Below are 25712 nucleotides of genomic sequence, written 5' to 3' on the forward strand. Positions count from 1 at the left end.
GGCTGCAAACCTCTCAAAATACAAACTGTATGAGATGTTTGTTGTCCTTTTGAACATCTTTGCTTTTGTAGACATTCAACGCTTTTTTAAGATCAACGACGATTTCGTTTTTAGCCCATTCAAGCCGGTGCGGCAGCCAGATTTTTTTATTCGTCTTCCCACTCATGACGCAAAAACTGGCGAAGATGGTGCCGCCTTTTATGCCGCAACCAGTTCTTCTTAAGCGTAGATGCAGCAAATGTCCGTGCCAGTAAAAACACAAGGCTTGTTGTTCGGGAAGTGGCTTACCGAGTGCGCGAAGATAGACTTTTTTGTCCCGGTCTATAGTCCATTCCGCCGGCAAATCGTCAATTAAAAAATGTTTATTAATTTTGATAAGTCCATACTTTTCAACATCAGTGTCTGAAATTTTTTCGTTCACGAAAGCCATTTTTTTCTCCCTTTTGCTTTTGTGCAAATCTAATTAGTCGAGGCCTAAGTAGTGGATGTAAATAGTAAACACTCGATATGACTCATACCTTGGGAATACAGCTGTGCGCTGTACGATTAAAGTTAAAAATGCGACCCATAAAAAAGATTTAAACCTAATTTTTCGGTGCAATAGTTAGCTAATTGCAAACACGTTACAAGATTGTGTTTTTTATTTAGTGTAACTTTTTGAGACGTTTTAATGTATCACGTAAATACTTTTAAAATGAAAATATAAGCCGGTTAGATATATAAAGTTTCTAAGTCTTATTCCGGTTTAAGTACAACATTCAAATAAGATTTTTTTATGTTTTTATAAAAATTAAATTGAAATTTACGCGTGACTAGGCGTGGCTCTGCTGAGCAGCGAAGAGCTTAAAAATGCATCTAGGGTGAGTAAGGTTGAGAAATGTGGCCGACGATTTTTTTAAAAAAGTGACCATAAAGATGTCACAAAGTAATCAAGAATTACGTTGCTTATTGCTTTGCGACTTTTCGTCAATGGCGACGAAAAAAGCTTTGTAGCCCATGCGCATACGGCTTGATATCAGCGCGGCAAGGGCGTGAAAAAAGATTAAAAATGCGGTGGTAAATCGTCTCTTAAACTGCGTGCGCTGCCAGAATCTGAGGGAGCTTGCCGCAAGGCGGTGACTTCGCGCATTAGCAAATCTATTTGCTGCTGCTGGCGGGTAATGATTTTGTCAAGCTGATCGATTAAATCTTCGGCAAAACTGGCCTTGATTTCTAGCTCAGTCAGGCGTGTATTTGTAGTTTGTGAATTTTCCATGCTTGTATTGGACCTCATCTGGGTGAGCGTCGGCAAACAGCTTGCGGTGCGATACTGATATCCAGCCAATATCTAAACCTAGGGAAAATCTTCGCCATGCTACCGAAAAAAAAACTCAGAATCGAAACCTTGGCTGTGCATGCCGGCCACTCGGTAGACGTGGGCACTGGCGCAGTAACCGAAGCCATACATCTCTCAACCACCTTTGAGCGTGATGCTGATGGCGGCTATTCACGCGGCTTTTTGTACTCCCGCAATCACAACCCCAACCGTAATTCGTTAGAAGCGGCCCTCGCGGCGCTTGAAGGCGGTGCTGCCGGCGCAGCGTTTGGCTCAGGCCTGGCCGCTGTGACGGCTATTTTTCAAGGCCTCAAACCCGGCGACCATGTGCTTGCCCCCAGCGATATTTATCACGGCACAGCCAATGTGCTCAAACACCTGTTTGCCAAATGGAATGTCACGGCGTCTTTTGTCGACATGACTGACCTCGATGTGGTGCGCCAATCCTTGCTGCCGCAAACTGCAATCGTTTGGATGGAAACACCGTCCAACCCGCTGCTGCAATGCGTCGACATAGCTGCTATTGCCGAGATTGCCCATAGCCACGGCGCACGGGCGATTGCTGATAACACCTTTGCTAGCCCCATACTGCAACAGCCGCTGGCACTGGGCTGCGACATGGTCATGCATGCCACTACTAAATATTTAGGTGGGCGTAGCGATGTGTTGGGCGGCGCTGTTGTCTCGCGGCTAGATGACGAGCACTTTGCGCAATTGCGCACTGCGCAACTTTTTGGCGGTGCCGTGCCTTCGCCGTTTGATTGCTGGCTGGTGATGCGTAGCCTGCCTACGCTGCCTTACCGCATGCAGGCGCATTGCGCTAATGCTGGCAAGATAGCAGCGTTTTTGCAGTCTCACGCAAAGGTCAGTGCGGTGCATTACCCAGGTCTTGCTGAGAATGCTTTTCATGCAATTGCTAGTCGGCAAATGTCTGGCTTTGGCGGCATGCTGTCCTTTGAAGTCAAAGGCGGTAAAGACGCTGCCATGGCACTGGCGGCGAATGTCGAGATCTTCACCCGCGCCACTAGCTTGGGCGGCGTTGAAAGCCTGATCGAGCACCGCGCCTCGATAGAAGGCCCGACCAGCAAAACGCCGCAGGGCTTGCTGCGTGTGTCAGTGGGATTAGAGCATGCTGACGACTTGATTGACGATTTAACCGCGGCATTAAGCCACGCTTGAGGCATTTGCTGACTATGAACAAACGCTGGGCTGTTGGCCTAATCGTGCTGGCCCAGTGGATGGGTACATCCCTGTGGTTTAGTCCAAACAGCGCGGCCGATGACTTAATGTCTACGCTGCAAATTGGTAATACGCAGTTCGCTTGGTTGCTGGCGGCTACTCAATTAGGTTTTATCTCCGGCACTTTGTGGCTGGCTTATTCCGGTTGGGCGGATAAATATTCGAGTAGCCGCATGTTTGCGCTGTCTTGTGTGGCGGGCGCTCTGGCTAATGCTATTTTTTCCAGCCCGTGGTCTGGTTATGAGTCTGGTCTGGTCATACGCTTTGCGGTCGGCTTGTCGTTAGCCGGCATTTATCCCTTGGGCATGAAGATGATAGTGGGCTGGGTGGGCAATAAATCTGGCGCTGCGCTTGGCCTGTTGGTGGGCATGCTCACGCTAGGCACAGCTTTGCCGCACGGCGTCAAAGCCTTGGGTGCAACGTTGCCATGGCAAAGCGTTATGCAGGTCTCATCAGTACTGGCAGTTTTGGGTGCAGGCTTGGTTTACTTTCTGGGTGATGGTCCGTATTTGAAAAAAGCGGTTGTCAGCGGTCGTGCTTTAGGCGAAGCATTCAGTGTTTTTAAAATAGCTGATTTTCGCGCCAGCGCATTTGGTTACTTCGGCCATATGTGGGAGCTTTACGCGTTTTGGGCCGTACTGCCGTGGCTGGCCGCGCAGTGGCTTAGTGATGCCCGACTGGTTTACCCAAACCTAGGTTTATCGGTCGCAGCGCTTAGCTTTGGCGCTATCGCGATTGGTTTTTTGGGTTGTGTGTTGGGTGGACGTTTGAGTTTGAAGTTCGATAGCGTTCACATAGCCGCAGGGGCATTGCTCGCGTCTGGTTTGATGTGTCTGCTCTATCCGCTGCTAGGGCCTGACTGGTTAATTTTGCGTTTGGCTGTGCTTTTGGCGTGGGGATTTTTTGTCGTCGCCGACTCGCCGCAATTTTCTGCCGTTGCCGCGCGCAGCTGTCCAGCGCAATTAGTCGGTGGTGCGTTAGCTCTGCAAAATAGCATTGGTTTTTTAATCACCATCGTCAGTCTCACTCTGCTGTTGTCCATGATTGAGCGTGTTGGCAGTCAAGCCTTGTGGTTGTTGCTTCCCGGTCCTGTGCTGGGCTTGCTGGGGCTTTGGCCGTTACTGAAAAAAACTCGGCTGACTGTGGCTGGTGGCGGCTGAGGTCAGTGGTTAACGGCACAAATACTTTGCTTAAATGCAATTTTCTTCATATGAGAACAGTGTGAAAACTATGGACAGACATGGCTTTCACACTCAACCTATCAACCCGTATTTCTCAGCCCCGCTGCGATCCCATTAATGGATATGTGAATGCCGCGCTGAACTCGCTCATCAGCCTGACCATCACGGTAACGCCGCACCAGTTCGACCTGTAAGTGATGCAGTGGATCGATGTAAGGAAAGCGGTGGCGAATCGAGCGCTGCATGCTGGCGTTGCCGGCTAAGCGCTGCTTTTCACCGGTGATTTTCTCTAGTGCGTCGACAGTGCTTTGCCACTCGGCTTGAATCATGCCAAAGATGCGTTTGCGCATTCGCGCGTCGCCCACCAATTCTGAATAGCGTGAGGCCAAGGCTAAATCACTTTTTGCCAGCACCATGTCAATATTGCTCAGCAAGGTGTTGAAAAAAGGCCATTGCTTATTCATTTTTTGTAGCAAAGCCAATGCATCTTTGCGCTCAGCTGCGGTTTTTCCTTGTTCGAGAAAATGCGCAATCGCAGAGCCAAAGCCGTACCATCCCGGCAGTGTGAGCCGGCATTGACCCCAACTAAAGCCCCAGGGAATAGCGCGCAAATCTTCGATTTTTTGCGTTGCTTTGCGGGAGGCTGGACGCGAGCCTATGTTGAGCTCGGCAATTTCGCGAATCGGTGTGGCGCTAAAAAAGTAGTCGGTAAAGCCCGGCGTTTCAAACACCAGTGCGCGGTAGGCGGCCATGCTGGACTTTGATAACTTATCGGCGGCTTGTAAAAAGTCTGGACTTGCGGGTTTGGTCGGTTGCAGTAGCGTCGCCTCCAGTACAGCGGCGACAAGTGTTTCTAAATTGCGTCTGCCGATTTCTGGGTTTGCGTATTTCGAGCCAATCACTTCGCCTTGCTCGGTCAAGCGTATCTGGCCGCGCACTGTGCCTGGCGGCTGCGCCAGTATGGCTTGGTAGCTAGGGCCACCGCCGCGCCCGACAGTGCCGCCGCGGCCATGAAACATGCGCAGTTGAATTTTGTACGAGGCTGCTAGCTGATCAAACAATTCGACCAAAGCAATCTCGGCGCGGTATAGCTCCCAGTTGCTGGTGAAAATGCCGCCGTCTTTGTTGCTGTCTGAGTAGCCCAGCATGATGTCTTGTTCGCTGCCGCTGTTTTGAATCATTCGCGCAATGCCGGGCAGCGCGTAGTACTCGCGCATGATGGGCGCTGCGTTGCGAAGGTCTTCTATGGTCTCAAACAAAGGGACGACGATAAGATCATTGCGCGCTTTGCTGGTTAGACTGTTATCAAGAATGCCCTGCATCAAGCCGACTTCTTTTTGCAGTAACAACACTTCTAACAAGTCGCTCACGGTCTCGGTGTGACTGATGATGTAGTGGCGTATGGCCTCTTTGCCATAGCGCTTTCGGGCTTCTAGCGCGGCTTGAAAAATAGCCAATTCACTTTGCGTGTGCGCCGAATATTCAGCACCTGTCACGCGCAGGCTTCTCGCATCATTGAGCAGGCCTAGCAGCAGTTTGCGCTTGGCCGCTTCATTCAGTGCGCTGTAGTTTTGCTCCAAGCGTGCGCTGGCCAGAAGTTCGGCAATCACTTCTTCGTGCTTGTCTGAGCTTTGGCGCAAGTCGACGGTGGCCAAATGAAAACCGAATACATCAACCGCACGTATCAGCGGCTTAAGGCGCTGAGCTGCCAGTGCTTGACCGTGGTTGGCTGCTAGCGAGGCTTCAATAGTGCGCAAGTCGGCGAGAAATTCTTCTGCTTTTGCATAAGGGTTTTGCGGTGCGATGGCATGCCGCGCAGCTTCCCGGCCAGTCAAGTCCTTGAGCGTCGCGGCCAGCCGTGCGTAGACCCCAGTCAGAGCGCGGCGATAGGGTTCATCTTGGCGGTGTGCGTTGGTGTCCGGCGAGCGTTCGGCTAAGCGCTGCATCTCTGGGCTGATTCGGGTAAGCATGGCTGACAGTGAGAGTTCTGCACCTAGAAAATGCACCTCGGTTAAATAGTGGCGCAGCGCGACATCGGCTTGACGGCTGAGTGCGTGGTTGAGTGTTTCTGCGCTGACGTTTGGGTTGCCATCTCGGTCGCCGCCTATCCACTGGCCCATGCGCAAAAAGCTGTGCACATGTTCTTTGCCCAACTCGGTTTCTAAGCTGGCGTAAAGCTTGGGGATTTCGCGTAAAAAAGTCGATTCGTAATACGTCAGCGAGTTCTCAATCTCGTCTGCTACGGTGAGTTTGGTAAAACGCAGCAGCCGGGTTTGCCACAACTGCATTACACGGGCACGCAACTGGGCCTCGTTGGCCGCGAGTTCGCGTGGAGTTAGTGCGTCTTTTGCAGCTTGTGCCGGGCTAACAGCCAGCACGGCCAGCCCGAGTGCTTTGATGCTGTCGCGTGCGGTCAGCAATTGGGCGATAAAGCGCTCGGCGTCCAATATGCTTTTGCGTTGTACCTCAGTCGGATGGGCGGTGAGTACTGGCGAGACAAAACTTTGTGCCAAGGTGGCGGCAATGGTTTTGCTCGATATACCCGACCAGCGCAGCCTAGCTAAGGCCACTTCAAGACTGCCTTCGCGGCTTTCACCGGCGCGTTCATGGATGGCGCGGCGGCGATTCTGGTGCCGGTCTTCAGCCAGATTGGCCAGATGACTAAAGTAGGTGAAGGCTCGAATCACGCTGACAGTCTGGTCGCCGGATAGGCTTTTCAGTAGTTTTTTCAGGATTTTGTCGGTCTGAGGATCGGCGTCGCGTCTAAAGGCCACTGACAGCGTACGTACTTGTTCGATTAACTCGTAAGCGGCCACGCCTTCTTGTTCGCGGATTACATCACCTAGCAGTCGGCCCAATAGACGTATGTCCTCAACCAATGGGCGCTCGTTAGCGCGGGTGCGGGCATTGCTGCTGGTGATGTTGCCAGCGACTTTTTTCGCCTTGACAGATTTGACGGATTGCTCGTGGCTAGTGTTGGCGCGTGAAGGCATCTTGGCTTTCTTAAGAGTCAAAGTTCAGGACAAAGTACGGATCAAACTATGTGTTTATCGCCATGCTAGCATCGACCAAACCTCATTTATGCAGCACTCGAGCTGCATTTTCCTATTCTCGGTGCCGACAGCACCCCAGCGCATTGACACCTATGCGCCTGAAATAAGCACAACACTCATGGTCAAAAAAGTAATCATCGCTACCCGCGAAAGCCGCTTAGCTTTATGGCAAGCCGAGCATGTCAAAGCCTTGTTAGAAGCCCGTATGGGCTGGCAGGTCGAGCTCTTGGGCATGACCACCATGGGCGATCAAATACAAGACAGATCGCTGAGCAAGGTTGGTGGCAAAGGCTTGTTTGTTAAGGAGCTTGAGGTTGCTATTGAAGAGGGTAGGGCTGATATGGCCGTGCACTCGCTCAAAGATGTGCCCATGGATTTACCCGATGGCTTCGCGCTGGCCTGTGTGCTTGAACGAGGCGATCCGCACGATGCTTTTGTGTCCAATAATTTCGATTCGCTGGCCGCGCTGCCTTTGGGCGCGGTAGTCGGCACGTCTAGTTTGCGCCGGTTAGTGCTGCTCAAAGCGATACGCCCAGACTTGCTGGTTAAGCCACTGCGCGGCAATCTCGATACTCGACTGCGCAAGCTTGATGAGGGCCAATACGACGCCATTGTTTTGGCCGCTGCCGGCTTGCAGCGCTTAGGCATGCAAGCGCGAATTAAAAGCATTTTTAGCAGCCAAGACATGCTGCCCGCAGCTGGTCAGGGTGCTTTAGGCATCGAGGTTGCTGCTAGCCGAAGTGATTTGATTCAAGACCTCGCCACGCTGGCTGATATGCCGACTTGGCTGGCGGTCACAGCCGAGCGTACGGTCTCGCGCGCCATGGGCGGGAGTTGCTCTATGCCTTTGGCAGCTTTCACCACTGGCAATGCCGCTGAAGGACTGCTGCTGCGCGCCGCCTGGGGCGATCCGGCCAGCGATCAGCTTGCATCGACGCCACTCAAACCCATGGTTTATGCGAGTGATACCGCGTCAGTTTCAAACTTTGCCCAGGCCGAGGCTTTGGGCGACAAGGTCGCTAGCGCACTGCGCGCCGGTGGTGCTGTCTGGACTAACAATGCGGGACTGGTCCAAGGCCAATGAACGCAAGGTCAGCGCCCAAGGTCTTGGTGACAAGGCCTGCGCATGATGCGGTTAGCTGGGTTAGCGCGCTACAGCAGGCCGGCTTCGTCGCCGAGGCTTTGCCGTTGATCTCTATTGCTGCGCTTAGCGGCGCTGAGCATGATCTAGCGTTGCAGCAGGCGTGGGCTAATTTGGCGGATTACTCGGCCTGCATGTTTGTCAGCGGTAACGCTGTAGAGGCTTTTTTTCGGCCTCAAAACGCAACCCGTCCCATGCTCCCGCCAAAGCTTCGCTTTATGGCGCCTGGCCCGGGCACCGTCGCTGCTTTGCTGGCCGCTGGTGTTGCGCTTTCGCAGATAGATGCGCCGCCAGAGGATGCTGCGCAGTTCGATTCCGAGTCTTTATGGCGCGTGGTTGGCAAGCGCAACTGGCAAGGCTTGCGCGTCTTGCTGCTGCGCGGCGTAACTGTTGCTGCTCACTCAGATTCAAACCAAGCCGCGCCAGGGCGCGACTGGTTGGTGCGGCAGTTGCTTGACGTGGGTGCTAGCGTTGATCAGTTGCTGGTGTATGCGCGCCGAGCGCCAGTTCTCAACGCGCTAGAACTCCAACGTGTGCGCATTGCTGCGCAAGATGGTTCTGTATGGCTCATGAGTAGCTCTGAGGCTTTGGCTAATTTGCTGGCGCTTGACGGCTTGCAAGACCTCAATTGGCAAGGCGCAAGGGCGATAGCCACGCATGAACGGATTGCTGCGGCGTTGCGCGCAGCCGGCTGGGGTGTTGTTGTGGCGTCACGTCCGGCACTCATTGACATTGTTGATGCGCTGGGCTGGCTAGAATCACCTCCTAATGAGTGAAAGCAAACCAGCCCCTAATTCCCAGATCGAGCTTGATGAAAAAGCCCGCTTAGCTACGCCAGTGATAGAGGCGGATATTCCGTTTTGGCGCTTATCGCGGTTTTGGCTGCTGCTCATGTTGGCACTTGCCGCTGCTGGGTTGATTGCCAGCATATTGCTGTGGCAAAAGCTCTACAGCATCCAAGAGGAGTTGGCACGCCGCAGCCTAGACTCTGGTACGCAGTCGATAGAGGCGCGCGCTTTGGCGCGTCAGGCGCAAGACAGTAGCCGTGAGTTGGCCGTCAGGCTTGGTTTGCTGGAGACGCGAATAGGCGAGGTCAGCTTGCAACGCAGTCAGCTCGAAGAATTGATGCAAAGTTTGTCCCGCTCGCGTGATGAAAATCTGGTGATAGACATAGAGTCCACCATACGCTTGGCGCAGCAGCAGTCTCAACTCACCGGTAGCTCTGAGCCCCTGATTGCAGCGCTAACCAGTGCAAGCCAGCGCTTGGCGCGCGCTGCCCAGCCGCGCTTATACCCTTTGCAGCGTGCTGTGGCTAAGGACACCGAGCGGATTAAATCAGCCAGTCTTACCGACGTGCCGGCGCTCATGCTCAAACTCGATGAATTGGTTCGCTTGGCCGACGACTTGTCTATGGCCAATGCGATGCGCGCCTCAGTCTCTAGCCGTCCTCAAACGGCGACCGCTGAGTCTGCTCCGCTTAGCGCCGCTTCGACTTCAGGAATAACCGGTCTGGCTTTCTTTGACAAAATGACTTTGCCGGTTTGGGTTGGCGGAGCGCTGACTAGTTTGCGCGATAGTGTGGGTCAATTGTTGCGTTTGAGCCGCATAGACCAACCAGAAGGTGTGTTGCTCTCGCCAGAACAGTCTTTTTTCCTGCGTGAGAACTTCAAACTCAAACTTCTTAACGCCCGGCTAGCACTGCTTTCGCGTCAAACCGACGGCGCTCGGGGTGACTTGCAAAATGCATCGGCGTGGTTGAATAAATATTTTGACCCTAACTCGCGCAAGACCCAATTGGCCGCGCAAATGCTGCAGCAAGCGCAGGCTCAGCTCAAGACCAGCGACTTGCCACGTCTCGATGACACCATGACTGCTCTGGCCACGGCCACGGCAGGCCACTAAGTAAAGGTCGAGAAAAAGATGCGCGCTGCATTCTGGTTATTGGCTTTGTTCGCTGTGGCGACTGCTTCTGCTTTGTTCGCTGGTAACAACCAAGCGATGGTTACGCTGTTCTGGCCACCTCACCGTATAGATATTTCTTTTAATTTTGCGGTGCTTCTGCTGGTCAGTCTATTTTTATTGCTTTACGTCGCCATTCGTGCAATGTCGGCAGTTGTGTCGCTGCCGACCGAAGCTAGACGCTGGCGTGCGCAGCAAAAAGAGCGCGCCATGTATGGCGAGCTAATGGATGCGCTGGCGCATTTACTAGCTGGGCGCTATATACGCGCGGCTAAGTCGGCTAAAAACGCGTTGGCACAAGAAAGTGGCCTGATGTATTTGGTCGACCATGGCGACTTGATCGGGCCAGCCATAGGCCACAAGCTTGGCCGCTCCAATCAGCTGCGCGCTCTGGCTCATTTGCTGCTCGCTGAGAGCGCCCAATCGCTGCAAAACAGTGCTCTGCGCGATCAACATTTGAGCTTGGCACTCAGCAGCTCTGCGCCGCGCAATGCGCAAGATGTGCGCGAAGGTGTGCAGTTACGCGCCGCCCGTTGGGCGCTGGATGACCAAGATGCTGACGCGGCCCTGGACATGTTGTCCCAGTTGCCGCAGGGCGTGGCCAGGCGCACCTTATCGCTGCGCCTGAAGTTGCGCGCAGCACGCCTAGCCAGGCAAACCGCGCAGGCGCTAGAGACGGCGCGTCTACTGTCTAAACACCGGGCTTTTTCTGCGGCTGCAGCGCAAAGTTTGGTGCGCGGTTTAGCGCTTGAATTGCTTAACGAGGCACACGACCCAGCACAACTCAAGCAAGCTTGGGCAAGCCTTGATGACAGCGAGCGCGCCATGCCTGAGCTGGCCGTTCATGCCGCGCTGCGCCTGATGGCACTGCACGGCGATGCCCGTACAGCACTGGTTTGGCTGCTGCAAATTTGGGATAGGCTGGTGCAACCGCGCTCGGCGATCAGTGAAGTCGTTCGTGTCAAGGCCATCACCGTGTTGGAGCAATGCTTTGAATCTCTGGATGCAGCCTGGCTTGCGCGCATAGAGTCGGCACAACGTGCGCTGCCTAATGATGGCAATCTTCAGTATCTGGCTGGCATGACTTTTCTCAGTCGCCAGCTCTGGGGTAAGGCGAAACAGTTGCTTCAACAGTCAAGCTCGAACCTGCAAGATAAAGGTTTGCAGCGCAAAGCTTGGCTCGCCCTCGCCACTTTGGCAGAGCAGCGGGAAGACTTGGCGGCGGCGGCTGAGGCTTACAAACGGGCGGCGCTGATTTAATAGCTGGCTACTTTTCACACCGTCAAACGGCCGTATTTTTTAAACATTCACTCGTGTGAAAGCCCAGCGGTCGCGGATTCGTCGGCTGGCTAGTGACCATGCAATGACTACCTGAAGTAGGGCTGTGAGCGACTGCATAGTTTTGCCTTCAGCGTACAGGGGTAGAACCAGGCCCGCAGCAAACTCCGCGCCTAGTGCGTGCAGTGCTCCAGGCAGCACCAAGTTTAGTATCACTAGGTAGACTAATAGTGAGCCAACTAAGCGTCGCGGCTTGGCTGCTGCAGCGAAGAACATGAATATACCGGCGTCGCGCACTAGCAAGAGCACTACTGGCAGAGGTTCGAGTATAAATTTCGGCAGAAATGTAGACATCTCACCAATGGGGCGCAATGCAATCAAGATCAAGGCGCAAAAAAGAGCACAAGCGACACTGACGGGCCAACACGGTAGTTCCTCCGCAGCACGTCGCCATTGCCTAAGTTTGATACGGCACAGTATCCGCCGCACCACTATTGGACCGCTGGGTTCGAAGCACAGCATGAAGTAGCTAAGCACAATCGACAACGTCCATACACACCAAGCGACTGTCTGAATATGGGGTAAGCCTGCCGTTTTAAAGCCAGTCCAGTACAGCGCAGCAGTGGCTATAAATCCAAGTAATACGATGGGCACCGTGCGCACTGTAAGCGCTTGACATAGCGTGCGGTATGCGCCCACTAATGCCCACCCCGCAAAGAAGACAACCGTCGCTAAGACAAAGTTGGCGTTATTCATAATCCAACCGTACCAATAAATCGGTGCTTCAAAAGTTGGATTGACGACTAACCGAATCGATCTAAAGCTCAGCATTCCAGAAGTAATTAGGAGGGCGAAAAAAATGATTAAGGGACTGCTTTTTTTCAGCGGGTCTTGGCGCGTAAGCTGTACAGCTAATGCCAGTGCGCAGGCGTGGGCTGTGATAGCCAAAAAAACGACAGTCAAAGCAGTTTGGATTGGGTCGGTAAATGGTTTGGCGGGCGCATAAATTAAAAATACCGATAAGCAGAGAAAGCCGCCATACCAGGTAAATGCGGTCGCACCCAACAGCTTGCCCCAAGTAATAGTCCAAGGACCCATTGCGGACAAACGCTGCCAATCCCAAGTGCGCTCCGCCAGTTCGTCACTAAACGCCTTAGCGGCTAACTGCGTGCCCCAGCCAAAACTGATCAGCATAAAGCCGCCTAGCCCAGCCGCGGCTAGGTATTCATTTACCTTGTTCGGATCTGTCAGCATGCCGACCATCACAAATACCAAGCCAAGCAGCAGCGGCATGAGCAGCATGCGGTGCGGTGTTATCTCAAGCCACAGATTGCGGCGTAGTTCTGGGTTGTTCATTGCTGATCTCCCTTTTGATTTGCCGATTGCATGATGCGTAAATACGATTGGTGTAAATTTTCTTGTTTCGGCTCAAAGGCGCTAACAGGCAAACCTCCTAGGACTAAGGCGCTGAGCAGTGCTTGGCGCGCGCAAGGCTCGGGTGGCACTAAAAAGAGCGCTTCATGCGCACTTGTCTGAACCAGCTCGACGCCGCCAAGCGGCGCAATCAACTGCGCCACTAAGCGGCTCTCTACCGGTTGCGCCCATTGCACGCTAACGTGTATGCGTTCAGCCCTGGCGCTGTCTGAGTTCAGAGCGCGGTTCTCGACAATGCAGCCTTGGCGAATGACTAGCAGGTGGGTGGAGTATTCATCTAGCTCAGCCAAGATGTGAGAAGACACGATCAAGGTCATGCCGGCTGCACGCAGCTGAGAAAACAAGGTGGCCAATTCATGCCTTGCCTCGGGATCTAAACCCGAGGCAGGCTCATCGAGTATGAGTAGCGCTGGCGTATGGATTAAGGCCTGACCTATCGCTAGGCGCTGGCGCTGGCCGCGGGAGAGTGTTTTACTGATGGTGTCTAGTTTGAGGCTGAGATTGAGTTGTTGCGCGGTTTGCTCAACCGCGCTGGACACCGCATTTTTTAACAGACCCTGAGACAGTGCGGCATAAGTTAGGCATTGCCTGACGGATAGCGAATCGTACAAACCATAAAAGTCAGATAAATAGCCTATGCGCCGGTGGCATTCGCGCGCTTGCTCTCCTACATCAATGCCGTCGACTGATATGTCGCCATCGAATGCTTGCTCTAAAGCTGCCATGCAGCGCAGTAGAGTAGATTTTCCAGCCCCGTTGGGGCCAACCAGCGCTGTCACACTGCCACGGGCCACGTTAAAGCTGAGATTGTTAAGAGCGCGTACGCCTGGGTCCTCGTAACTTAGGTTGCGAATCTGGACGATGTCCGATGCGGCGCTAAAAGGGTAATGGGTAGCAGAAACCATGACAGTACTTTCACTGAGTTCACTTTTTGTGCGCGAATCTTAGTGTCTGTCTGAGCTGGCTGACAAGCGGTTATTCGTATTAATGCAGCGTATTAATGCGGTATGCCAACTTGAGTCTGCTGGCTATGTTGAGCAACGACTGCAACGTTTTTGTGTGTTCGTTCGCACTAGTAATAGCATTTTTTCTGCTGCTAATTAAACCAAGCTGCTTTGACCGAATAGCCGCGCAATTGATTCTCCATTAGCCTGAGTGATTTAATTTTTACCAGCGTAAAAAAACCCGCCGAAACGGTTAAGTTAGGGCGGGTTTTGTCTGAGCTTAATCGCTCAGGCTAGGGCTGCTTTTTATGCCGCTGGCTTGTCTTCTGAAGGCAAAGCCATGGCGCTCAGGTCGCGCTTGGTTTCAACCAAAACTAACGGACCTTCGCCACTGACGACGGCCACTGGACGCATACGCGGTACATGCACAGGCTTGGCTTCAGCTGCAATCGCTGCGGCGACCTGGGCAATTTTTGCCGTGTTGGAATTGACCCACTGCAAACCCGAAGACTGGGCGACGTCGGCTAAGTCTTGCATTGGCAAGGCGTAGCTGTCAATTTGCGGCAAGGCTTGTCCGGCGGCTGGGGCGGTGGCTATGGTGGCTGGTGCCACTACAACGGGTGCTTCGACAGGCTTGGCTTGTGCTGCCGGTGCTGGAGTCGCAACTGGCGTTGGAGTCACAGCTGCTACAGGTGCAACAGCGGCTACAGGAGGTGCGGTCAACGCAGGCGCCTGTGCAGCTGCTGTGTTGGCTACAAACTCAGGCGCAAACTCGGCAGCATTAGTCTCGGCATAGGCCGGTGGTTGGCTAGGCTGAAAGTCGTTGCTTGCAGCTTGCGGCGCGCGGCTTTCGCGGTTGTCAGCATCACCGCGTTCGCGGCGTTCGCGGCCATAACGGTCGCGGCTGCGGCGTGGTGGGCGCTGATCGGCGCCTACTTCTGCGTCTGGACCGTTTCCTTCACTGCGATCGGCAAGGGGTGCGTTATCGAGCTGAGCCGAAACGTCACGGGCTTGTGGCGCTGCTTGCGCATCAAGTGCCAAGTTTTGCTGAGCACTGTCTTCTTCAACACGGCGCTCGTTGCGACGACCGCCACGCTCACCACCGCGTTCCGCACCACGTTCACGGCGACCATCGCCGCGCTCGGCACGTTGGCCTTGAACGGCTTCTTGGTTGGAGCGATCTTGAGGTGCACGTTCTTGGCGCTGCTCTTCCGAGTTACCGGCAGCGGCCATGGCGGCTTGATTGGCCAGTGCCAAGTCCTGCTCTACTGGATCGCGAGCAATGCGGTCTGTGCGCTCTGGCCGTTCGCGGCGACCACGACTGCCTTCTGCGCGGGGTTCACGTGGCTCACGGCCACCTTCTGCGCGGGGCTCGCGTGGTTCACGCGGTTCGCGGCCACCTTCGGCGCGCGGTTCACGTGGCTCACGAGTCTCTTGGTTGCGCGGTGATTCTGCGCGGCCTTCACCGGTTGGGCGTTCAGTGCGACCTTCTGGATTGCGTTCGCGGCGCTCACCGCCACGGCCTTCAGAACGACCGCCTTCAGCACGCTCACCGCGGGCTTCGTTGCGACCATCGGCTGGGCGGCCATCTGTTCGGCCTTCTGCTCGACCTTCTGAGACTGGACGACCATCAGCGCGTCCATCAGCTTTACCTTCGGTGCGAGCGTCATTGCGGTTGCGTCCACCACGGCGACCATCTCTGCCACCTTCGCGGCCACCGCGGCCGTCACGGCGTGCGGTGTCGCGCTCTTCTTTTTTCACTTCTGGTGCGGGTGTTGCTGGCTCTGCGACTGCCGGTTCGGCAGAAAACAAATCCTTGATCCAACCAAAAAAGCCTTTTTCCGCTGGTACAGCAACCGGAATCGGTGCTGCTGCGGTGGCTTGCGGCTTAGGTGGAACCATGGGCGCCGGTGCATCGGGCAACACGCCTTTGATGATGGGCTCTTGACGGTTTTGCTTTTCTTGGCTGCGGCGCGTCACGGCTGTTGTGTCGTCCATCTCGACGGCCATTTTGTAGCTCGCTTCGATGTTGTCAAGGCGCGGGTCGTCGTGCTTGAGGCGCTCTAGGCGGTAGTTGGGAGTCTCCAGCGTTTTGTTGGGTACTAGCAGCACGTTGATGCGTTGCTTGAGTTCAATTTTGCTGATTTCTGAACGCTTTTCATTGAGCAGGAAAGACGCCACGTCGACGGGTACCTGGCACAGCACGGAGGCGGTGCTGTCTTTGAGCGACTCTTCTTGGATGATGCGCAAAATTTGCAATGCCGAGCTCTCGGTGTCGCGAATATGGCCTGAACCGCCGCAACGTGGGCAAGGAATCGAGGCACCTTCTGAGAGGGCTGGACGCAGGCGCTGGCGGCTCATCTCCATCAGGCCGAATTTGCTGATGGTGCCGAACTGCACACGGGCGCGGTCTTGGCGCAGCGCGTCGCGCAGGCGGTTTTCCACATCACGGCGGTTGCGTGACTCTTCCATGTCGATAAAGTCGATCACGATCAGGCCACCCAAATCGCGTAAGCGCATCTGGCGTGCGACTTCGTCGGCGGCTTCTAAGTTGGTGCGGGTTGCGGTCTCTTCGATGTCCCCGCCCTTGATGGCGCGGGCCGAGTTGACGTCAACAGAAACCAAGGCTTCGGTATGGTCAATCACGATAGCGCCGCCGGATGGCAGTTGTACCGTGCGGGCATAGGCCGATTCGATTTGGTGCTCGATCTGGAAACGCGAGAACAAAGGCGCGTCGTCACGGTAGCGCTTAACGCGGTGCTCATGCTCAGGCATTACGTGGGCCATGAATTGGCGCGCTTGCTCGTAGACGTCGTCGGTGTCGAACAAAATGTCGCCGATGTCGCTGTTGAAATAGTCGCGGATGGCGCGAATGACTAGGCTAGATTCCTGATAAATCAGGAAAGCGCCCTTGCCCTTGCTGGCGCCGTCAATGGCGGTCCAGAGCTTGAGCAGGTAGTTCAAGTCCCACTGCAACTCTGGCGCGCTGCGGCCAATGCCGGCGGTGCGCGCGATGATGCTCATGCCGCCCGGGTATTCGAGCTGGTCCATGGCTTCTTTGAGCTCGGCCCGGTCGTCGCCCTCAATGCGGCGGCTAACACCGCCACCACGTGGGTTGTTCGGCATCAGTACAACGTAGCGTCCAGCTAGCGAGACAAAAGTTGTTAGCGCCGCACCTTTGTTACCGCGCTCTTCTTTTTCGACTTGGACCAGCATTTCCTGGCCTTCGCGGATCACGTCGCTAATACGTGCCTGATTGACTGGCACGCCTTGGGCGAAGTATTGACGCGAGATTTCTTTGAAAGGCAAAAAGCCGTGACGGTCTTCGCCGTAGTCGACGAAGCAGGCTTCCAAGGATGGCTCTACGCGTGTGACGACGGCTTTATAGATGTTGCCTTTGCGTTGTTCGCGGCCTTCGATTTCGATTTCGTAGTCTAAGAGTTTTTGTCCGTCAACTATCGCCAGACGGCGTTCTTCTGATTGTGTGGCGTTTACCAGCATCCGTTTCATAGTGCTCAACCTTTTTCGTTCTATTCGTTTCAAACCCAAAATGGGTAATTGACGCCGAAAGCTGACGCAGTGCGAACGTGGGGAATTGCCGGAGAGCTTTTGACGGCGCCTAGTGCTTACTATTGATTAGTCAGCTTAGCGGTCTGGGCGTGGGCGCGTGGATGGAGTGAGCAGGGGTCTGACAGGTACGTGCTACAAAAAAAATAGCTTCAAGCGCACTCTGAGCAAGAGCTGTAGGCTGATGCATGCCCAAAAGCAGGGCCATGAGGCGCCGCAGGCATGTATCTATCAGACTAATCAGTGTTGTTCTCAAGGGGCGACCTGTTTAAAAGACTTGATCTCATTGATCCGCCTGCAGCCGGTTGTGTATGACTAGGGCTGCGGGCATGGTATTCCGTAGTTGTATTCGCAAAACGTCGACTTTTTACTGCCAAACAGCGGCAAGACAGGTGCTTGGCACGCATGGCTTGGGGGCGTTGACAGTCTTGGGCGTCGACCTTCCAGCGCGGCTGTGCATGGTTTGTACCGGCCGGTTCTCCCGACTCAGAGCTTGTGTAGATTAAAATCTAGACAAATCAACTACTTACAGCGCATCGCTAGTGAAACATATTATAGGGGTAGCCAAGACCATGGCCACAGATTTAGCCAATCGGCGCAGCCCTCAGGTTGCAGCCAAGTCAGACAAGGCGCTGTCGAGCGCGTCACCGCAACCGACAGCCCAGGCCACACTGGTCACGGTGGATGAAGATTACGCCGGTCAGCGGCTGGATAATTTTTTAATACGCCAACTCAAAGGCGTACCAAAAACCCATGTCTACCGCATTATTCGCAGCGGCGAAGTGCGTATTAACAAGGGCAGGGCGCAGGCCGAGACCCGCGTGCAGACCGGTGACGTGGTGCGCCTGCCACCGGTTCGCACTTCAGACCGAGCGCTGGAAAAAGCCGAGGTTATGGCGCAGCTGGTGGCCAATCATGGTGCGACTTCAAGCGTAGGCGGTTTCGCGCCAGCGGCTGAATTTCCGGTGCTGTTTGAAGACGACTTTTTGCTCGCCATCGATAAGCCCGCTGGCGTTGCCGTGCATGGCGGCAGCGGCGTGAGTTTTGGAGTGATAGAGCAACTGCGTATGGCCAGACCAGAGGCGGACTTTTTAGAACTGGTGCACAGGCTAGACCGCGAAACCAGCGGTATCTTGCTAATCGCCAAGCGCCGCATGGCGCTCAAACTGCTGCAAGAGCAGTTCCGTGAGCGTGAAACGGACAAGGTCTACCTCGCATTAGTCAGTGGCGAGTGGTCACCTAGTCGGCGCGTGATTGACAAGGCCTTGCATAAATATCTGCTCCCTAATGGTGAGCGGCGCGTGAAAATTGTGCCTAACGAGCATCCCGATGGCATGCGTTCTATCACATTGGTCAAGCCCCGGGCTGTAATAGCACCTCGGCGATCCTCTACACCAAACACCGCTTTTAGCTTGCTTGAGGTAACGATTAAGACCGGTCGTACGCATCAGATTCGCGTGCACTTGGCCGGCGAAGGTCATCCGATAGCAGGCGATGATAAATACGGTGACTTTGAACTGAATAAAGCCTTGCAAAAAATAGTAGCCGGTGCGCCGGCGCTCAAGCGCATGTTTTTGCATGCCTGGACGCTTAAGTTCAACCATCCCAAGACCCGAAAAACCATACAGTTGCAGTCTGAGCTACCGCCAGAGCTGCAGCAGTTTTTACCGCTCCCCACGCTAGACTGAGTCAACAACCCCAAAGCGGCAGCGTACTAGCTGCCGGGTCACAATAACAGCATGCAAACTAGACAATTTGACTTGATCGCCTTCGACTGGGACGGCACCTTGTATGACTCGACGGCCAGCATCATCCGCTGCATCCAAGCGGCTGTGGCTGATGTTGGAGGTACGGTGCCTAGTGACGAAGCCGCTGGCTACGTGATAGGCCTTGGCCTGATGCAGGCGTTGGCTCATGCCGCGCCAGATGTACCTCAGGATAAATACCCAGCGTTGGGTGAGCGTTATCGCCACCACTACGCCAAACACATTGATGATTTGAGCTTGTTCGATGGCGTGCTGCCTTTATTGGTAAGCCTCAAAGAGCGCGGCTATTTGCTCGCTGTTGCTACCGGAAAATCGCGTCTTGGCCTTGATGAGGCGCTGCGCAATGTGGCGCTCAAGGGCATGTTTGACGGCTCGCGTACGGCTGATGAAACGGCTGGCAAACCCAATCCCCGAATGCTGCATGAGCTTGCTACTGAGTTCGGTGTGCCAGCCAGTCGCCTGCTCATGATCGGAGACACCACACATGATTTGCAAATGGCGATCAATGCCGGCTGCCCCAGTGTTGCGGTGAGTTATGGCGCGCATGGCAGCGAAGCCTTGACAGCGCTAGGTCCACGCCATCTGGCGCACTCGGTACGCTCGCTGCACGACTGGTTGCTGCTGCAGGACTAAGGCGCTAATTCCATGGATGATTTGCAAACGCTTTGCTCCAGCTCTCAGCTACAAGATCGCGGTCTGGCCATGCCATTCGATGTGGTTTATGCCGGCCAGACATGCCGCGCTTTTGCTGTGCGTTTTGACGGCCATGTTCAGGCCTATCTCAACCGTTGCACGCATGTTGCAATGGAGTTGGACTGGCAAGCGAATCAAGTTTTTGACGGCAGTGGCCAATGGTTGTTGTGTGCCAGTCATGGTGCGGCCTACCATCCTGCCAGTGGTGAATGTGCTGGTGGTCCTTGTCGTGGTGGTCTGGTCAAGATAATGCTGTCAGAATCCGACGGTATCGTTTATTGGCATGGCTCTTACAAGCTCAAGCCCTTGGCTTTTTGATTTATTTCTTTAATTTTTTAAGTAGCCCTTATTTCTCTCATGACTGAATCCAATCATCTTGAAAACAATCCAGCGCCGCAAAGCGCCTCTGCCGCGCCAGCTTGGGAGCGTGCAACGCTTGAAAAGTTAGCTTTTGCCGCTCTCGTCGAGCAAAAGTCCACGCGCCGTTGGAAGACCTTTGTGCGTCTTTCATGGCTGGCCTTTTTTGTAGCCTTGTTGTGGTTGGGTTTGCGGACCGCCGCACCGGTTGCCGATGTCTCATCACCGCATACTGCCGTGGTTGAAATCAAGGGTGAGATTGCTGCAGGCTCAGACGCCAGCGCTGAGTTTGTGAACGCTGCCTTGCGCGCTGCGTTTGAAGACAGTGGCTCCAAAGCCGTCGTGCTGCTGATCAACTCGCCCGGCGGCAGCCCGGTTCAGGCCGGCATGATGAATGATGAGATTTTGCGTTTAAAGGCCAAGTACAAAAAACCGGTTTACGCCGTGGTTGAAGAAACCTGTGCCTCAGCTGCTTATTACATTGCGGTTTCAGCCGACCAAATTTTTGTCGATAAAGCCAGTATTGTGGGCAGCATTGGCGTGTTGATGGATGGTTTTGGTTTTACCGGTTTGATGGACAAACTCGGCGTCGAGCGCCGCTTGCTGACTGCTGGCGAGAACAAAGGATTTTTAGATCCGTTTAGCATTCAGACCGAAAAGCAACGCGCTTTTGCGCAGACCATGCTCAACCAGATTCACCAGCAATTTATCGGTGTGGTCAAAGCCGGGCGCGGCCAACGACTGAAGGAAACACCAGAGATGTTCACAGGCCTGTTCTGGACTGGCCAGCAAGCCATAGAGCTCGGATTGGCCGATCATCTGGGTAGTCTTGACTATGTGGCGCGTGAAGTCGTCAAGACCGAGGACATAGTTGATTACACCAAGCGTGACAATGTTGCTGAACGTCTGGCTAAGAAGTTTGGTGCTGCCATAGGCGAGGGCGGCATGAAGGCGTTTAAATCTATTCCTTCAATTCACTAAACTGACTCAAACCCTTTTTAGAGGCGAGGCGCTGCCAAGGCATGTCGCTCTCGCCGCTGTGTAGGCGTTGAGATAAAAGGCTTTAAATGCAGCCTTTTCTGGCCTTGACTTTGATTTCTAGAGCAAGCCTTATCGCCCAATACAGAACACTGCTGGCAAATCTAGTGGCGGCGTGGGTTTGCTCTTTTTCCAACCCGAGGTCAAGGCGCTAAAAGACCAGCTTTTCTCCAGCGTCAAGCCACAACTAAGTGCTAGCCGTGTATTGCCGTGCAGTGTTTGCAGAAGTGCGCCTAAAAGCACGGTATTGCGGTAAGGCGTTTCAATAAAAATTTGCGTTTGACCGGTTTTTAGTGCCAACGACTCGAGTTCGCGAATGCGTTGTGCGCGCTCACCTGACTCTTGCGGCAGATAGCCGACAAAGGCAAAGCTCTGTCCATTCAGACCGCTAGACGCCAGCGCCAACATCAGTGACATAGGTCCACCCAATGCAACGACTGTTATGCCTAAGTCGTGCGCTGCTCGCACCACAGAAGAGCCTGGATCGGCAATCGCCGGCATACCGGCTTCGCTGACCAAGCCCATGTCGTGACCGGCTAGTGCAGCCGCTAGCAGCGGCCGTGCGTCGAAGTTGCCGTTGTGATCGCCTTTCTTATGCACCTCTCGCGGTAGTTCTTGAATTTTTTGCTCTTGCACCGTGCAAGCCAGTGGCTGCAACTCGCCCACGCGTTTGAGGTAAGCGCGCGTGCTCTTAGCGTTCTCGCAAACCCAGTGCGTTAACAGTGCGGCAGCGCGTACGGTTTCCATGGGCATGACTTCGGCTAGCGGAGTCTGGCTGTTGCAACCAAAGTCGAGTGGGGCGGGTACTAAATAGAGTTTGCCTTTTGGGGTCGAGTTGGCGGCGGTCATGCATTGGCCTTTGTGTTTTTCGTTAAGTGTTGTCCGCCTAGCAAATCAATGCCGGCGGCGCGCAGCATGGCGCAAGTGCGAATTAAAGGTAGACCGATTAATGCGGTTGGGTCATCGCTGTCAATGGCGTCGAGTAAAGCAATGCCAAGACCTTCGCTTTTGGCGCTGCCAGCACAGTCGTAGGGTTGTTCGGCGCGCAAGTAGTTTTCAATCTCGTCATCGCTCAAGTCGCGAAACTTAACCCGTACTGCTGCCAAGCGGCACTCTGAAAAACCGATTTCAAGGCAAACCACGGCGACCGCAGTTTGAAACACGACGGACTGGCCGCGCATACGGCGCAACTGGGTTACAGCGCGTTCGTGGTTGCCAGGTTTACCCAGCGACTCGCCTGCAAGATCAGCGACTTGATCGGAGCCAATCACAACCGCTTGTGGATTGGTTTTTGCCACTGTGTTGGCTTTTTCCAGCGCCAAGCGCATAGCGAGATCAGCGGGGGTTTCGCCAGCTTGAGCACTCTCGTCAAGTTCTGGTGAGACGCTATCGAACGGGATACGTAGGCGCTGGAGTAGCTCGCGCCTGTAAATTGAGCTTGAGCCGAGTATCAAGGGGCGAGACGGCTGGCTATAAGTGGGAGGGATTGCGGCTAAAGCGCCGGGCTTGTCAAAGTTCATGGCTTGATTCTCTTACACTGCTTGCTATGACCAGAATGATTCAAGCCAACCAACTCAATATACAGGCCTTTGCTCAAGAGGCTGTGTCGTACGCAGAGACCACGCCACTGCAACAATTTTCGCGCCTCGCGCATGAAACCAGCCTTAAGCAAGACGATGCAACCGTTGTCTGGCAAGCCAGCGCGGAGCTGCGTAAGGGCTCTACTCCAGAAGACGATATTTGGCTGCACTTGCAAGCCACGACGAAGCTGGCATTAACTTGCCAACGCTGCATGACGGCGCTGAGCATGCCTCTTGAGGTCAACCAGTGGTACCGTTTTGTCGCCAGCGAGGAAGTTGCCATGCTGCAAGACGACGAGTCCGAGGAAGACCTGTTGGTGATGGAGCCGCAATTTGACCTGCTCGCAGTACTGGAAGATGAGCTGCTAATGGCCTTGCCACTGGTGCCTATGCATGAGCAATGTCCCGTGCCACCGGTTATGCAAAGCGCTCAAAGCGGTGCCGAGGAAGAAGCGCTGACTTTGGCCGAAAAGCCTAATCCTTTCGCGGTGTTGGCTCAGTTAAAAGGCAAGAAATAAGGCTAATACAGGCAAGAAAGAAGCTGAAAATAGCAGGGGATAATTCTTCACTAGAGTGCTGTTCTTTGGTGACTGTCTCCCAACTTTTGGGGCGATAAGATTCCCAGCTATAATCAAAGGCTTCGCGTACTAAACATTGATTGTTAAGCTGCGGCAAGATTTTGAAGTTCTATTTTTTAAGACGACAAAATCTCCCGCTTGTGACTTTGAGTCTGGTGCGCAATTTACCAACCCTACACCCCACCAGTGTTGTAACAGGAGCGGATTATGGCCGTCCAGCAGAACAAAAAGTCACCTTCGAAGCGCGGTATGCACCGCTCGCACAATGCACTTAACGTGCCAGGCATCGCAGTGGAATCCACCACTGGTGAGATCCATTTGCGTCACCACATCAGCCCAACCGGTTTTTACCGCGGCCGTAAGGTGCTCAAAACTAAATCTGATTAATTCAGAGCGCTAAGCACTAGCCCGCACTCATACTGCGGGCTTTTCTTTTGGCGCAGCATTTTATTTTTATGACTGTAGTGGCCGTTTCATGATCAGAATTGCTGTAGATGCTATGGGTGGAGATTTCGGCCCGCGTGTCACGGTCGCTGCCAGTCTTGCCTTTTTGCAAGGTCATGCCGATGCAAGCTTGATTTTGGTTGGTCAGCCTGAAGTGCTGTCTCGTCACCCCCATTACGCACAACTCATAGCCAGTGGTCGCTGTGAAGTTATTTCAGCCAGTGACGTGGTGAGCATGGACGACAGCATTGAAGTGGCCCTTAGGCGCAAGAAAAATTCTTCCATGCGTCTTGCCATCAACCAAGTAAAGCTTGGTGCTGCACAGGCTGCTGTTTCGGCCGGCAATACCGGCGCGTTAATGGCGATTGCCCGCTATGTCCTCAAAACAATGGATGGTATTGATAGGCCAGCGATTGCTACGCAGTTGCCGAATGCTGCCGGCGGTGCCACTACCGTGCTGGATTTAGGCGCCAATGTAGATTGCAGTGCCGATCACTTGCTCCAGTTCGCAGTCATGGGTTCGGCTCTGGTCGCCGCTATTGGCGGCAATGACTCGCCTAGCGTTGGTTTACTCAATATTGGTGAAGAGGCCATTAAAGGCAGCGAAGTGATCAAAAAAGCCGGCGAATTACTGCGTTCAGCAGCCAGTTCTGGCGACCTCAATTTTTACGGTAATGTTGAAGGTAATGATATTTTTAAGGGCACTACCGACATAGTTGTTTGTGACGGTTTCGTGGGTAATGTGGCGCTAAAGGCCAGTGAAGGTCTGGCCAGCATGATTGGTGCTTTCATGAAGGCTGAGTTTTCACGCAATATCTTTACCAAAGCTGCAGCTATCGTGGCCTATCCGGTTTTAAATGCGTTTAAAAAACGTGTTGATCACAGGCGTTACAACGGTGCAGCGTTGCTTGGTTTGCAAGGTTTGGTGTTTAAAAGTCATGGTTCTGCAGATGCATTTGCTTTCGAGCGCGCTCTGAATCGGGCTTATGATGCGGCTCGGAACAATCTTTTAGAGCGAGTTCGTGAACGCATAGCGCATGCAGCGCCATTGCTGCTCGCGGCACAGGCTGCACCTATTGCTGATGTAGCCACCTTATCGACGCCAGAGCCGGTTGTTCTCACAGTCAATCCGGCTTGACCAACATAGATCAATGACCCTCATGACCCGCTACTCTCGCATCACCGGAACCGGAAGTTTTCTGCCCCCCAAACGATTGACCAATGCCGACCTAGTTGCCGAATTGGCTGCCAAGGGCATTGAAAGCTCAGACCAATGGATAGTCGAGCGCACTGGCATACATGCACGTCACTTTGCTGAGCCTGATGTGTGCAGCAGTGATTTAGCGGTTGAAGCTGGAAGACGTGCAATTGAAGCGGCTGGTCTAAAGCCTGAAGACATAGACTTGATTATTGTGGCGACATCTACGCCCGACATGGTGTTTCCTTCAACCGCCTGTATCTTGCAAGCCAAGCTTGGCATTCATGGTTGCCCCGCGTTTGATGTTCAGGCTGTTTGCAGCGGTTTTATTTTCGCGCTGACCATGGCCGACTCCTTGATCAAAACTGGCACGGCTAATAAAGCGCTGGTCATAGGCGCCGAAGTATTTTCGCGACTTCTTGACTTTACCGATCGCGGCACTTGCGTGCTGTTTGGCGATGGCGCCGGCGCAGTCGTGTTGGAAGCTTCCAGTACGCCAGGTATTTTATCTAGCGACTTGCATGCCGATGGCAAATACGCTGGCATTTTGTGCGTCCCTGGCAACGTCTATGGCGGCAAAATTTTGGGTGATCCCTTACTTAAGATGGACGGCCAAGCCGTATTCAAACTCGCCGTTGGCGTGCTTGAGAAAACTGCACATGCCGCGCTTGAGAAAGCTGGCTTGAGTGCGACTGACGTTGACTGGCTGATTCCGCATCAGGCAAATATTCGCATCATGCAAAGCACCGCTAAGCGGCTCAAGTTGCCGTTGGAAAAAGTCATTGTCACGGTCGATCAGCATGGTAATACTTCGGCTGCCTCTATACCTTTGGCGCTAGATGTTTCTGTGCGTGATGGACGTATTAAAAAGGGTGACACCTTGTTGCTAGAAGGCGTAGGCGGTGGTTTCACTTGGGGTGCAGTGGTTCTTAACTACTGAGATGCCC

General features: G+C 53.9%; 22 protein-coding genes. 14 read left to right on the forward strand and 8 right to left on the reverse strand.

What is annotated here, in order from left to right; genetic code table 11:
- Nucleotides 1-13 precede the first annotated feature (13 nt).
- Nucleotides 14-421 (reverse strand): hypothetical protein, encoded by a 408-nt coding sequence (locus HC248_RS03790; RefSeq protein WP_168921340.1) that lies wholly within the window; start codon nt 419-421, stop codon nt 14-16.
- A gap of 621 nt (nt 422-1042) precedes the next feature.
- Nucleotides 1043-1255 (reverse strand): SlyX family protein, encoded by a 213-nt coding sequence (locus HC248_RS03795; RefSeq protein WP_168921341.1) that lies wholly within the window; start codon nt 1253-1255, stop codon nt 1043-1045.
- Between the two features lie 96 nt (nt 1256-1351).
- On the opposite strand from HC248_RS03795, the gene HC248_RS03800 reads away from it, so the two are divergent.
- Nucleotides 1352-2494 (forward strand): trans-sulfuration enzyme family protein, encoded by a 1143-nt coding sequence (locus HC248_RS03800; protein ID WP_168921342.1) that lies wholly within the window; start codon nt 1352-1354, stop codon nt 2492-2494.
- A 14-nt stretch (nt 2495-2508) separates the two neighbouring features.
- Nucleotides 2509-3714 carry an MFS transporter gene (locus tag HC248_RS03805; RefSeq protein WP_168921343.1) on the forward strand — a complete coding sequence of 402 codons (1206 nt, stop codon included), beginning with the start codon at nt 2509-2511 and terminating at the stop codon, nt 3712-3714.
- A 101-nt stretch (nt 3715-3815) separates the two neighbouring features.
- Here the strand turns inward: HC248_RS03805 and ppc are convergent, their stop codons facing one another.
- Nucleotides 3816-6728, reverse strand: a complete 2913-nt coding sequence (ppc, locus tag HC248_RS03810) for a phosphoenolpyruvate carboxylase (RefSeq protein WP_168921344.1) — start codon at nt 6726-6728, stop codon at nt 3816-3818.
- A 178-nt stretch (nt 6729-6906) separates the two neighbouring features.
- Here ppc and hemC point away from each other — a divergent pair, with 178 nt between their 5' ends.
- From hemC to HC248_RS03830, 4 genes are read left to right on the forward strand one after another with little or no spacing between them, the layout of a single operon-like run.
- Nucleotides 6907-7872: a hydroxymethylbilane synthase gene (gene hemC / locus HC248_RS03815; RefSeq protein WP_168921345.1), complete on the forward strand. Its 966-nt coding sequence runs from the start codon at nt 6907-6909 to the stop codon at nt 7870-7872.
- Nucleotides 7869-8705 carry a uroporphyrinogen-III synthase gene (locus tag HC248_RS03820; RefSeq protein ID WP_168921346.1) on the forward strand — a complete coding sequence of 279 codons (837 nt, stop codon included), beginning with the start codon at nt 7869-7871 and terminating at the stop codon, nt 8703-8705. The genes hemC and HC248_RS03820 overlap by 4 nt, the downstream gene beginning before the upstream one ends.
- Nucleotides 8698-9831, forward strand: coding sequence for a uroporphyrinogen-III C-methyltransferase (locus tag HC248_RS03825; protein WP_168921347.1), 1134 nt, complete (start codon nt 8698-8700; stop codon nt 9829-9831). The genes HC248_RS03820 and HC248_RS03825 overlap by 8 nt, the downstream gene beginning before the upstream one ends.
- An 18-nt stretch (nt 9832-9849) precedes the next feature.
- Complete coding sequence (locus HC248_RS03830) at nt 9850-11148, forward strand: heme biosynthesis HemY N-terminal domain-containing protein (RefSeq protein WP_168921348.1); 1299 nt, start codon at nt 9850-9852, stop codon at nt 11146-11148.
- Nucleotides 11149-11187: 39 nt separating this feature from the next.
- Here HC248_RS03830 and HC248_RS03835 read toward each other — a convergent pair whose 3' ends face one another.
- From HC248_RS03835 to HC248_RS03845, 3 genes are all read right to left on the reverse strand, one after another.
- On the reverse strand, nt 11188-12522 hold the full coding sequence (locus tag HC248_RS03835; RefSeq protein WP_168921349.1) for a hypothetical protein: 1335 nt from the start codon (nt 12520-12522) through the stop codon (nt 11188-11190).
- Nucleotides 12519-13505 (reverse strand): ABC transporter ATP-binding protein, encoded by a 987-nt coding sequence (locus HC248_RS03840; protein ID WP_238342707.1) that lies wholly within the window; start codon nt 13503-13505, stop codon nt 12519-12521. Before HC248_RS03840 ends, HC248_RS03835 begins: the two co-directional genes overlap by 4 nt.
- 345 nt (nt 13506-13850) lie before the next feature.
- The gene (locus HC248_RS03845) at nt 13851-17054 is read right to left on the reverse strand and encodes an Rne/Rng family ribonuclease (RefSeq protein ID WP_168921350.1); all 3204 of its coding nucleotides are present in this window, start codon (nt 17052-17054) and stop codon (nt 13851-13853) included.
- A gap of 629 nt (nt 17055-17683) precedes the next feature.
- On the opposite strand from HC248_RS03845, the gene HC248_RS03850 reads away from it, so the two are divergent.
- The 4 genes from HC248_RS03850 to HC248_RS03865 are packed head-to-tail and all read left to right on the forward strand — an operon-like array spanning nt 17684 to nt 20908.
- Nucleotides 17684-18799 carry an RluA family pseudouridine synthase gene (locus HC248_RS03850; RefSeq protein WP_168921351.1) on the forward strand — a complete coding sequence of 372 codons (1116 nt, stop codon included), beginning with the start codon at nt 17684-17686 and terminating at the stop codon, nt 18797-18799.
- A gap of 51 nt (nt 18800-18850) precedes the next feature.
- The gene (locus HC248_RS03855; protein ID WP_168921352.1) at nt 18851-19510 is read left to right on the forward strand and encodes an HAD family hydrolase; all 660 of its coding nucleotides are present in this window, start codon (nt 18851-18853) and stop codon (nt 19508-19510) included.
- A gap of 12 nt (nt 19511-19522) precedes the next feature.
- Nucleotides 19523-19888, forward strand: a complete 366-nt coding sequence (locus HC248_RS03860; protein ID WP_168921353.1) for a Rieske (2Fe-2S) protein — start codon at nt 19523-19525, stop codon at nt 19886-19888.
- Nucleotides 19889-19927: 39 nt separating this feature from the next.
- Nucleotides 19928-20908, forward strand: coding sequence for a S49 family peptidase (locus HC248_RS03865; protein WP_168921354.1), 981 nt, complete (start codon nt 19928-19930; stop codon nt 20906-20908).
- Nucleotides 20909-21037: 129 nt separating this feature from the next.
- Here the strand turns inward: HC248_RS03865 and HC248_RS03870 are convergent, their stop codons facing one another.
- Both HC248_RS03870 and HC248_RS03875 read right to left on the reverse strand, forming a co-directional pair.
- Nucleotides 21038-21814, reverse strand: a complete 777-nt coding sequence (locus tag HC248_RS03870) for an SAM-dependent methyltransferase (RefSeq protein WP_168921355.1) — start codon at nt 21812-21814, stop codon at nt 21038-21040.
- Nucleotides 21811-22485 (reverse strand): Maf family nucleotide pyrophosphatase, encoded by a 675-nt coding sequence (locus tag HC248_RS03875; protein WP_168921356.1) that lies wholly within the window; start codon nt 22483-22485, stop codon nt 21811-21813. Before HC248_RS03875 ends, HC248_RS03870 begins: the two co-directional genes overlap by 4 nt.
- A 26-nt stretch (nt 22486-22511) precedes the next feature.
- On the opposite strand from HC248_RS03875, the gene HC248_RS03880 reads away from it, so the two are divergent.
- The 4 genes from HC248_RS03880 to HC248_RS03895 all read left to right on the forward strand — a co-directional run bounded on the left by HC248_RS03880 (nt 22512) and on the right by HC248_RS03895 (nt 25705).
- The gene (locus HC248_RS03880; RefSeq protein ID WP_168921357.1) at nt 22512-23063 is read left to right on the forward strand and encodes a YceD family protein; all 552 of its coding nucleotides are present in this window, start codon (nt 22512-22514) and stop codon (nt 23061-23063) included.
- A gap of 267 nt (nt 23064-23330) precedes the next feature.
- A complete protein-coding gene (gene rpmF, locus HC248_RS03885; RefSeq protein ID WP_168921358.1) occupies nt 23331-23510 on the forward strand; it encodes a 50S ribosomal protein L32 in 180 nt (59 codons plus the stop codon).
- A gap of 88 nt (nt 23511-23598) precedes the next feature.
- On the forward strand, nt 23599-24705 hold the full coding sequence (plsX, locus tag HC248_RS03890) for a phosphate acyltransferase PlsX (protein ID WP_168921359.1): 1107 nt from the start codon (nt 23599-23601) through the stop codon (nt 24703-24705).
- A 22-nt stretch (nt 24706-24727) separates the two neighbouring features.
- Nucleotides 24728-25705 (forward strand): beta-ketoacyl-ACP synthase III, encoded by a 978-nt coding sequence (locus HC248_RS03895; RefSeq protein ID WP_168923655.1) that lies wholly within the window; start codon nt 24728-24730, stop codon nt 25703-25705.
- Nucleotides 25706-25712 lie beyond the last annotated feature (7 nt).

It is taken from the genome of Polaromonas vacuolata (assembly GCF_012584515.1).
In the GTDB taxonomy this organism is placed as follows: Bacteria; Pseudomonadota; Gammaproteobacteria; order Burkholderiales; family Burkholderiaceae_C; genus Polaromonas; species Polaromonas vacuolata.

What these genes read in the sequence shown, in the direction of transcription:
- HC248_RS03795 (WP_168921341.1), bottom strand. Translation starts at nt 1,255, where the DNA reads ATGGAAAATTCACAAACTACAAATACACGCCTGACTGAGCTAGAAATC.
- HC248_RS03800 (WP_168921342.1), top strand. Translation starts at nt 1,352, where the DNA reads ATGCTACCGAAAAAAAAACTCAGAATCGAAACCTTGGCTGTGCATGCC.
- HC248_RS03805 (WP_168921343.1), top strand. Translation starts at nt 2,509, where the DNA reads ATGAACAAACGCTGGGCTGTTGGCCTAATCGTGCTGGCCCAGTGGATG.
- ppc (WP_168921344.1), bottom strand. Translation starts at nt 6,728, where the DNA reads ATGCCTTCACGCGCCAACACTAGCCACGAGCAATCCGTCAAATCTGTC.
- hemC (WP_168921345.1), top strand. Translation starts at nt 6,907, where the DNA reads ATGGTCAAAAAAGTAATCATCGCTACCCGCGAAAGCCGCTTAGCTTTA.
- HC248_RS03820 (WP_168921346.1), top strand. Translation starts at nt 7,869, where the DNA reads ATGAACGCAAGGTCAGCGCCCAAGGTCTTGGTGACAAGGCCTGCGCAT.
- HC248_RS03825 (WP_168921347.1), top strand. Translation starts at nt 8,698, where the DNA reads ATGAGTGAAAGCAAACCAGCCCCTAATTCCCAGATCGAGCTTGATGAA.
- HC248_RS03830 (WP_168921348.1), top strand. Translation starts at nt 9,850, where the DNA reads ATGCGCGCTGCATTCTGGTTATTGGCTTTGTTCGCTGTGGCGACTGCT.
- HC248_RS03835 (WP_168921349.1), bottom strand. Translation starts at nt 12,522, where the DNA reads ATGAACAACCCAGAACTACGCCGCAATCTGTGGCTTGAGATAACACCG.
- HC248_RS03840 (WP_238342707.1), bottom strand. Translation starts at nt 13,505, where the DNA reads ATGGTTTCTGCTACCCATTACCCTTTTAGCGCCGCATCGGACATCGTC.
- HC248_RS03845 (WP_168921350.1), bottom strand. Translation starts at nt 17,054, where the DNA reads ATGAAACGGATGCTGGTAAACGCCACACAATCAGAAGAACGCCGTCTG.
- HC248_RS03850 (WP_168921351.1), top strand. Translation starts at nt 17,684, where the DNA reads ATGGCCACAGATTTAGCCAATCGGCGCAGCCCTCAGGTTGCAGCCAAG.
- HC248_RS03855 (WP_168921352.1), top strand. Translation starts at nt 18,851, where the DNA reads ATGCAAACTAGACAATTTGACTTGATCGCCTTCGACTGGGACGGCACC.
- HC248_RS03860 (WP_168921353.1), top strand. Translation starts at nt 19,523, where the DNA reads ATGGATGATTTGCAAACGCTTTGCTCCAGCTCTCAGCTACAAGATCGC.
- HC248_RS03865 (WP_168921354.1), top strand. Translation starts at nt 19,928, where the DNA reads ATGACTGAATCCAATCATCTTGAAAACAATCCAGCGCCGCAAAGCGCC.
- HC248_RS03870 (WP_168921355.1), bottom strand. Translation starts at nt 21,814, where the DNA reads ATGACCGCCGCCAACTCGACCCCAAAAGGCAAACTCTATTTAGTACCC.
- HC248_RS03875 (WP_168921356.1), bottom strand. Translation starts at nt 22,485, where the DNA reads ATGAACTTTGACAAGCCCGGCGCTTTAGCCGCAATCCCTCCCACTTAT.
- HC248_RS03880 (WP_168921357.1), top strand. Translation starts at nt 22,512, where the DNA reads ATGACCAGAATGATTCAAGCCAACCAACTCAATATACAGGCCTTTGCT.
- rpmF (WP_168921358.1), top strand. Translation starts at nt 23,331, where the DNA reads ATGGCCGTCCAGCAGAACAAAAAGTCACCTTCGAAGCGCGGTATGCAC.
- plsX (WP_168921359.1), top strand. Translation starts at nt 23,599, where the DNA reads ATGATCAGAATTGCTGTAGATGCTATGGGTGGAGATTTCGGCCCGCGT.
- HC248_RS03895 (WP_168923655.1), top strand. Translation starts at nt 24,728, where the DNA reads ATGACCCGCTACTCTCGCATCACCGGAACCGGAAGTTTTCTGCCCCCC.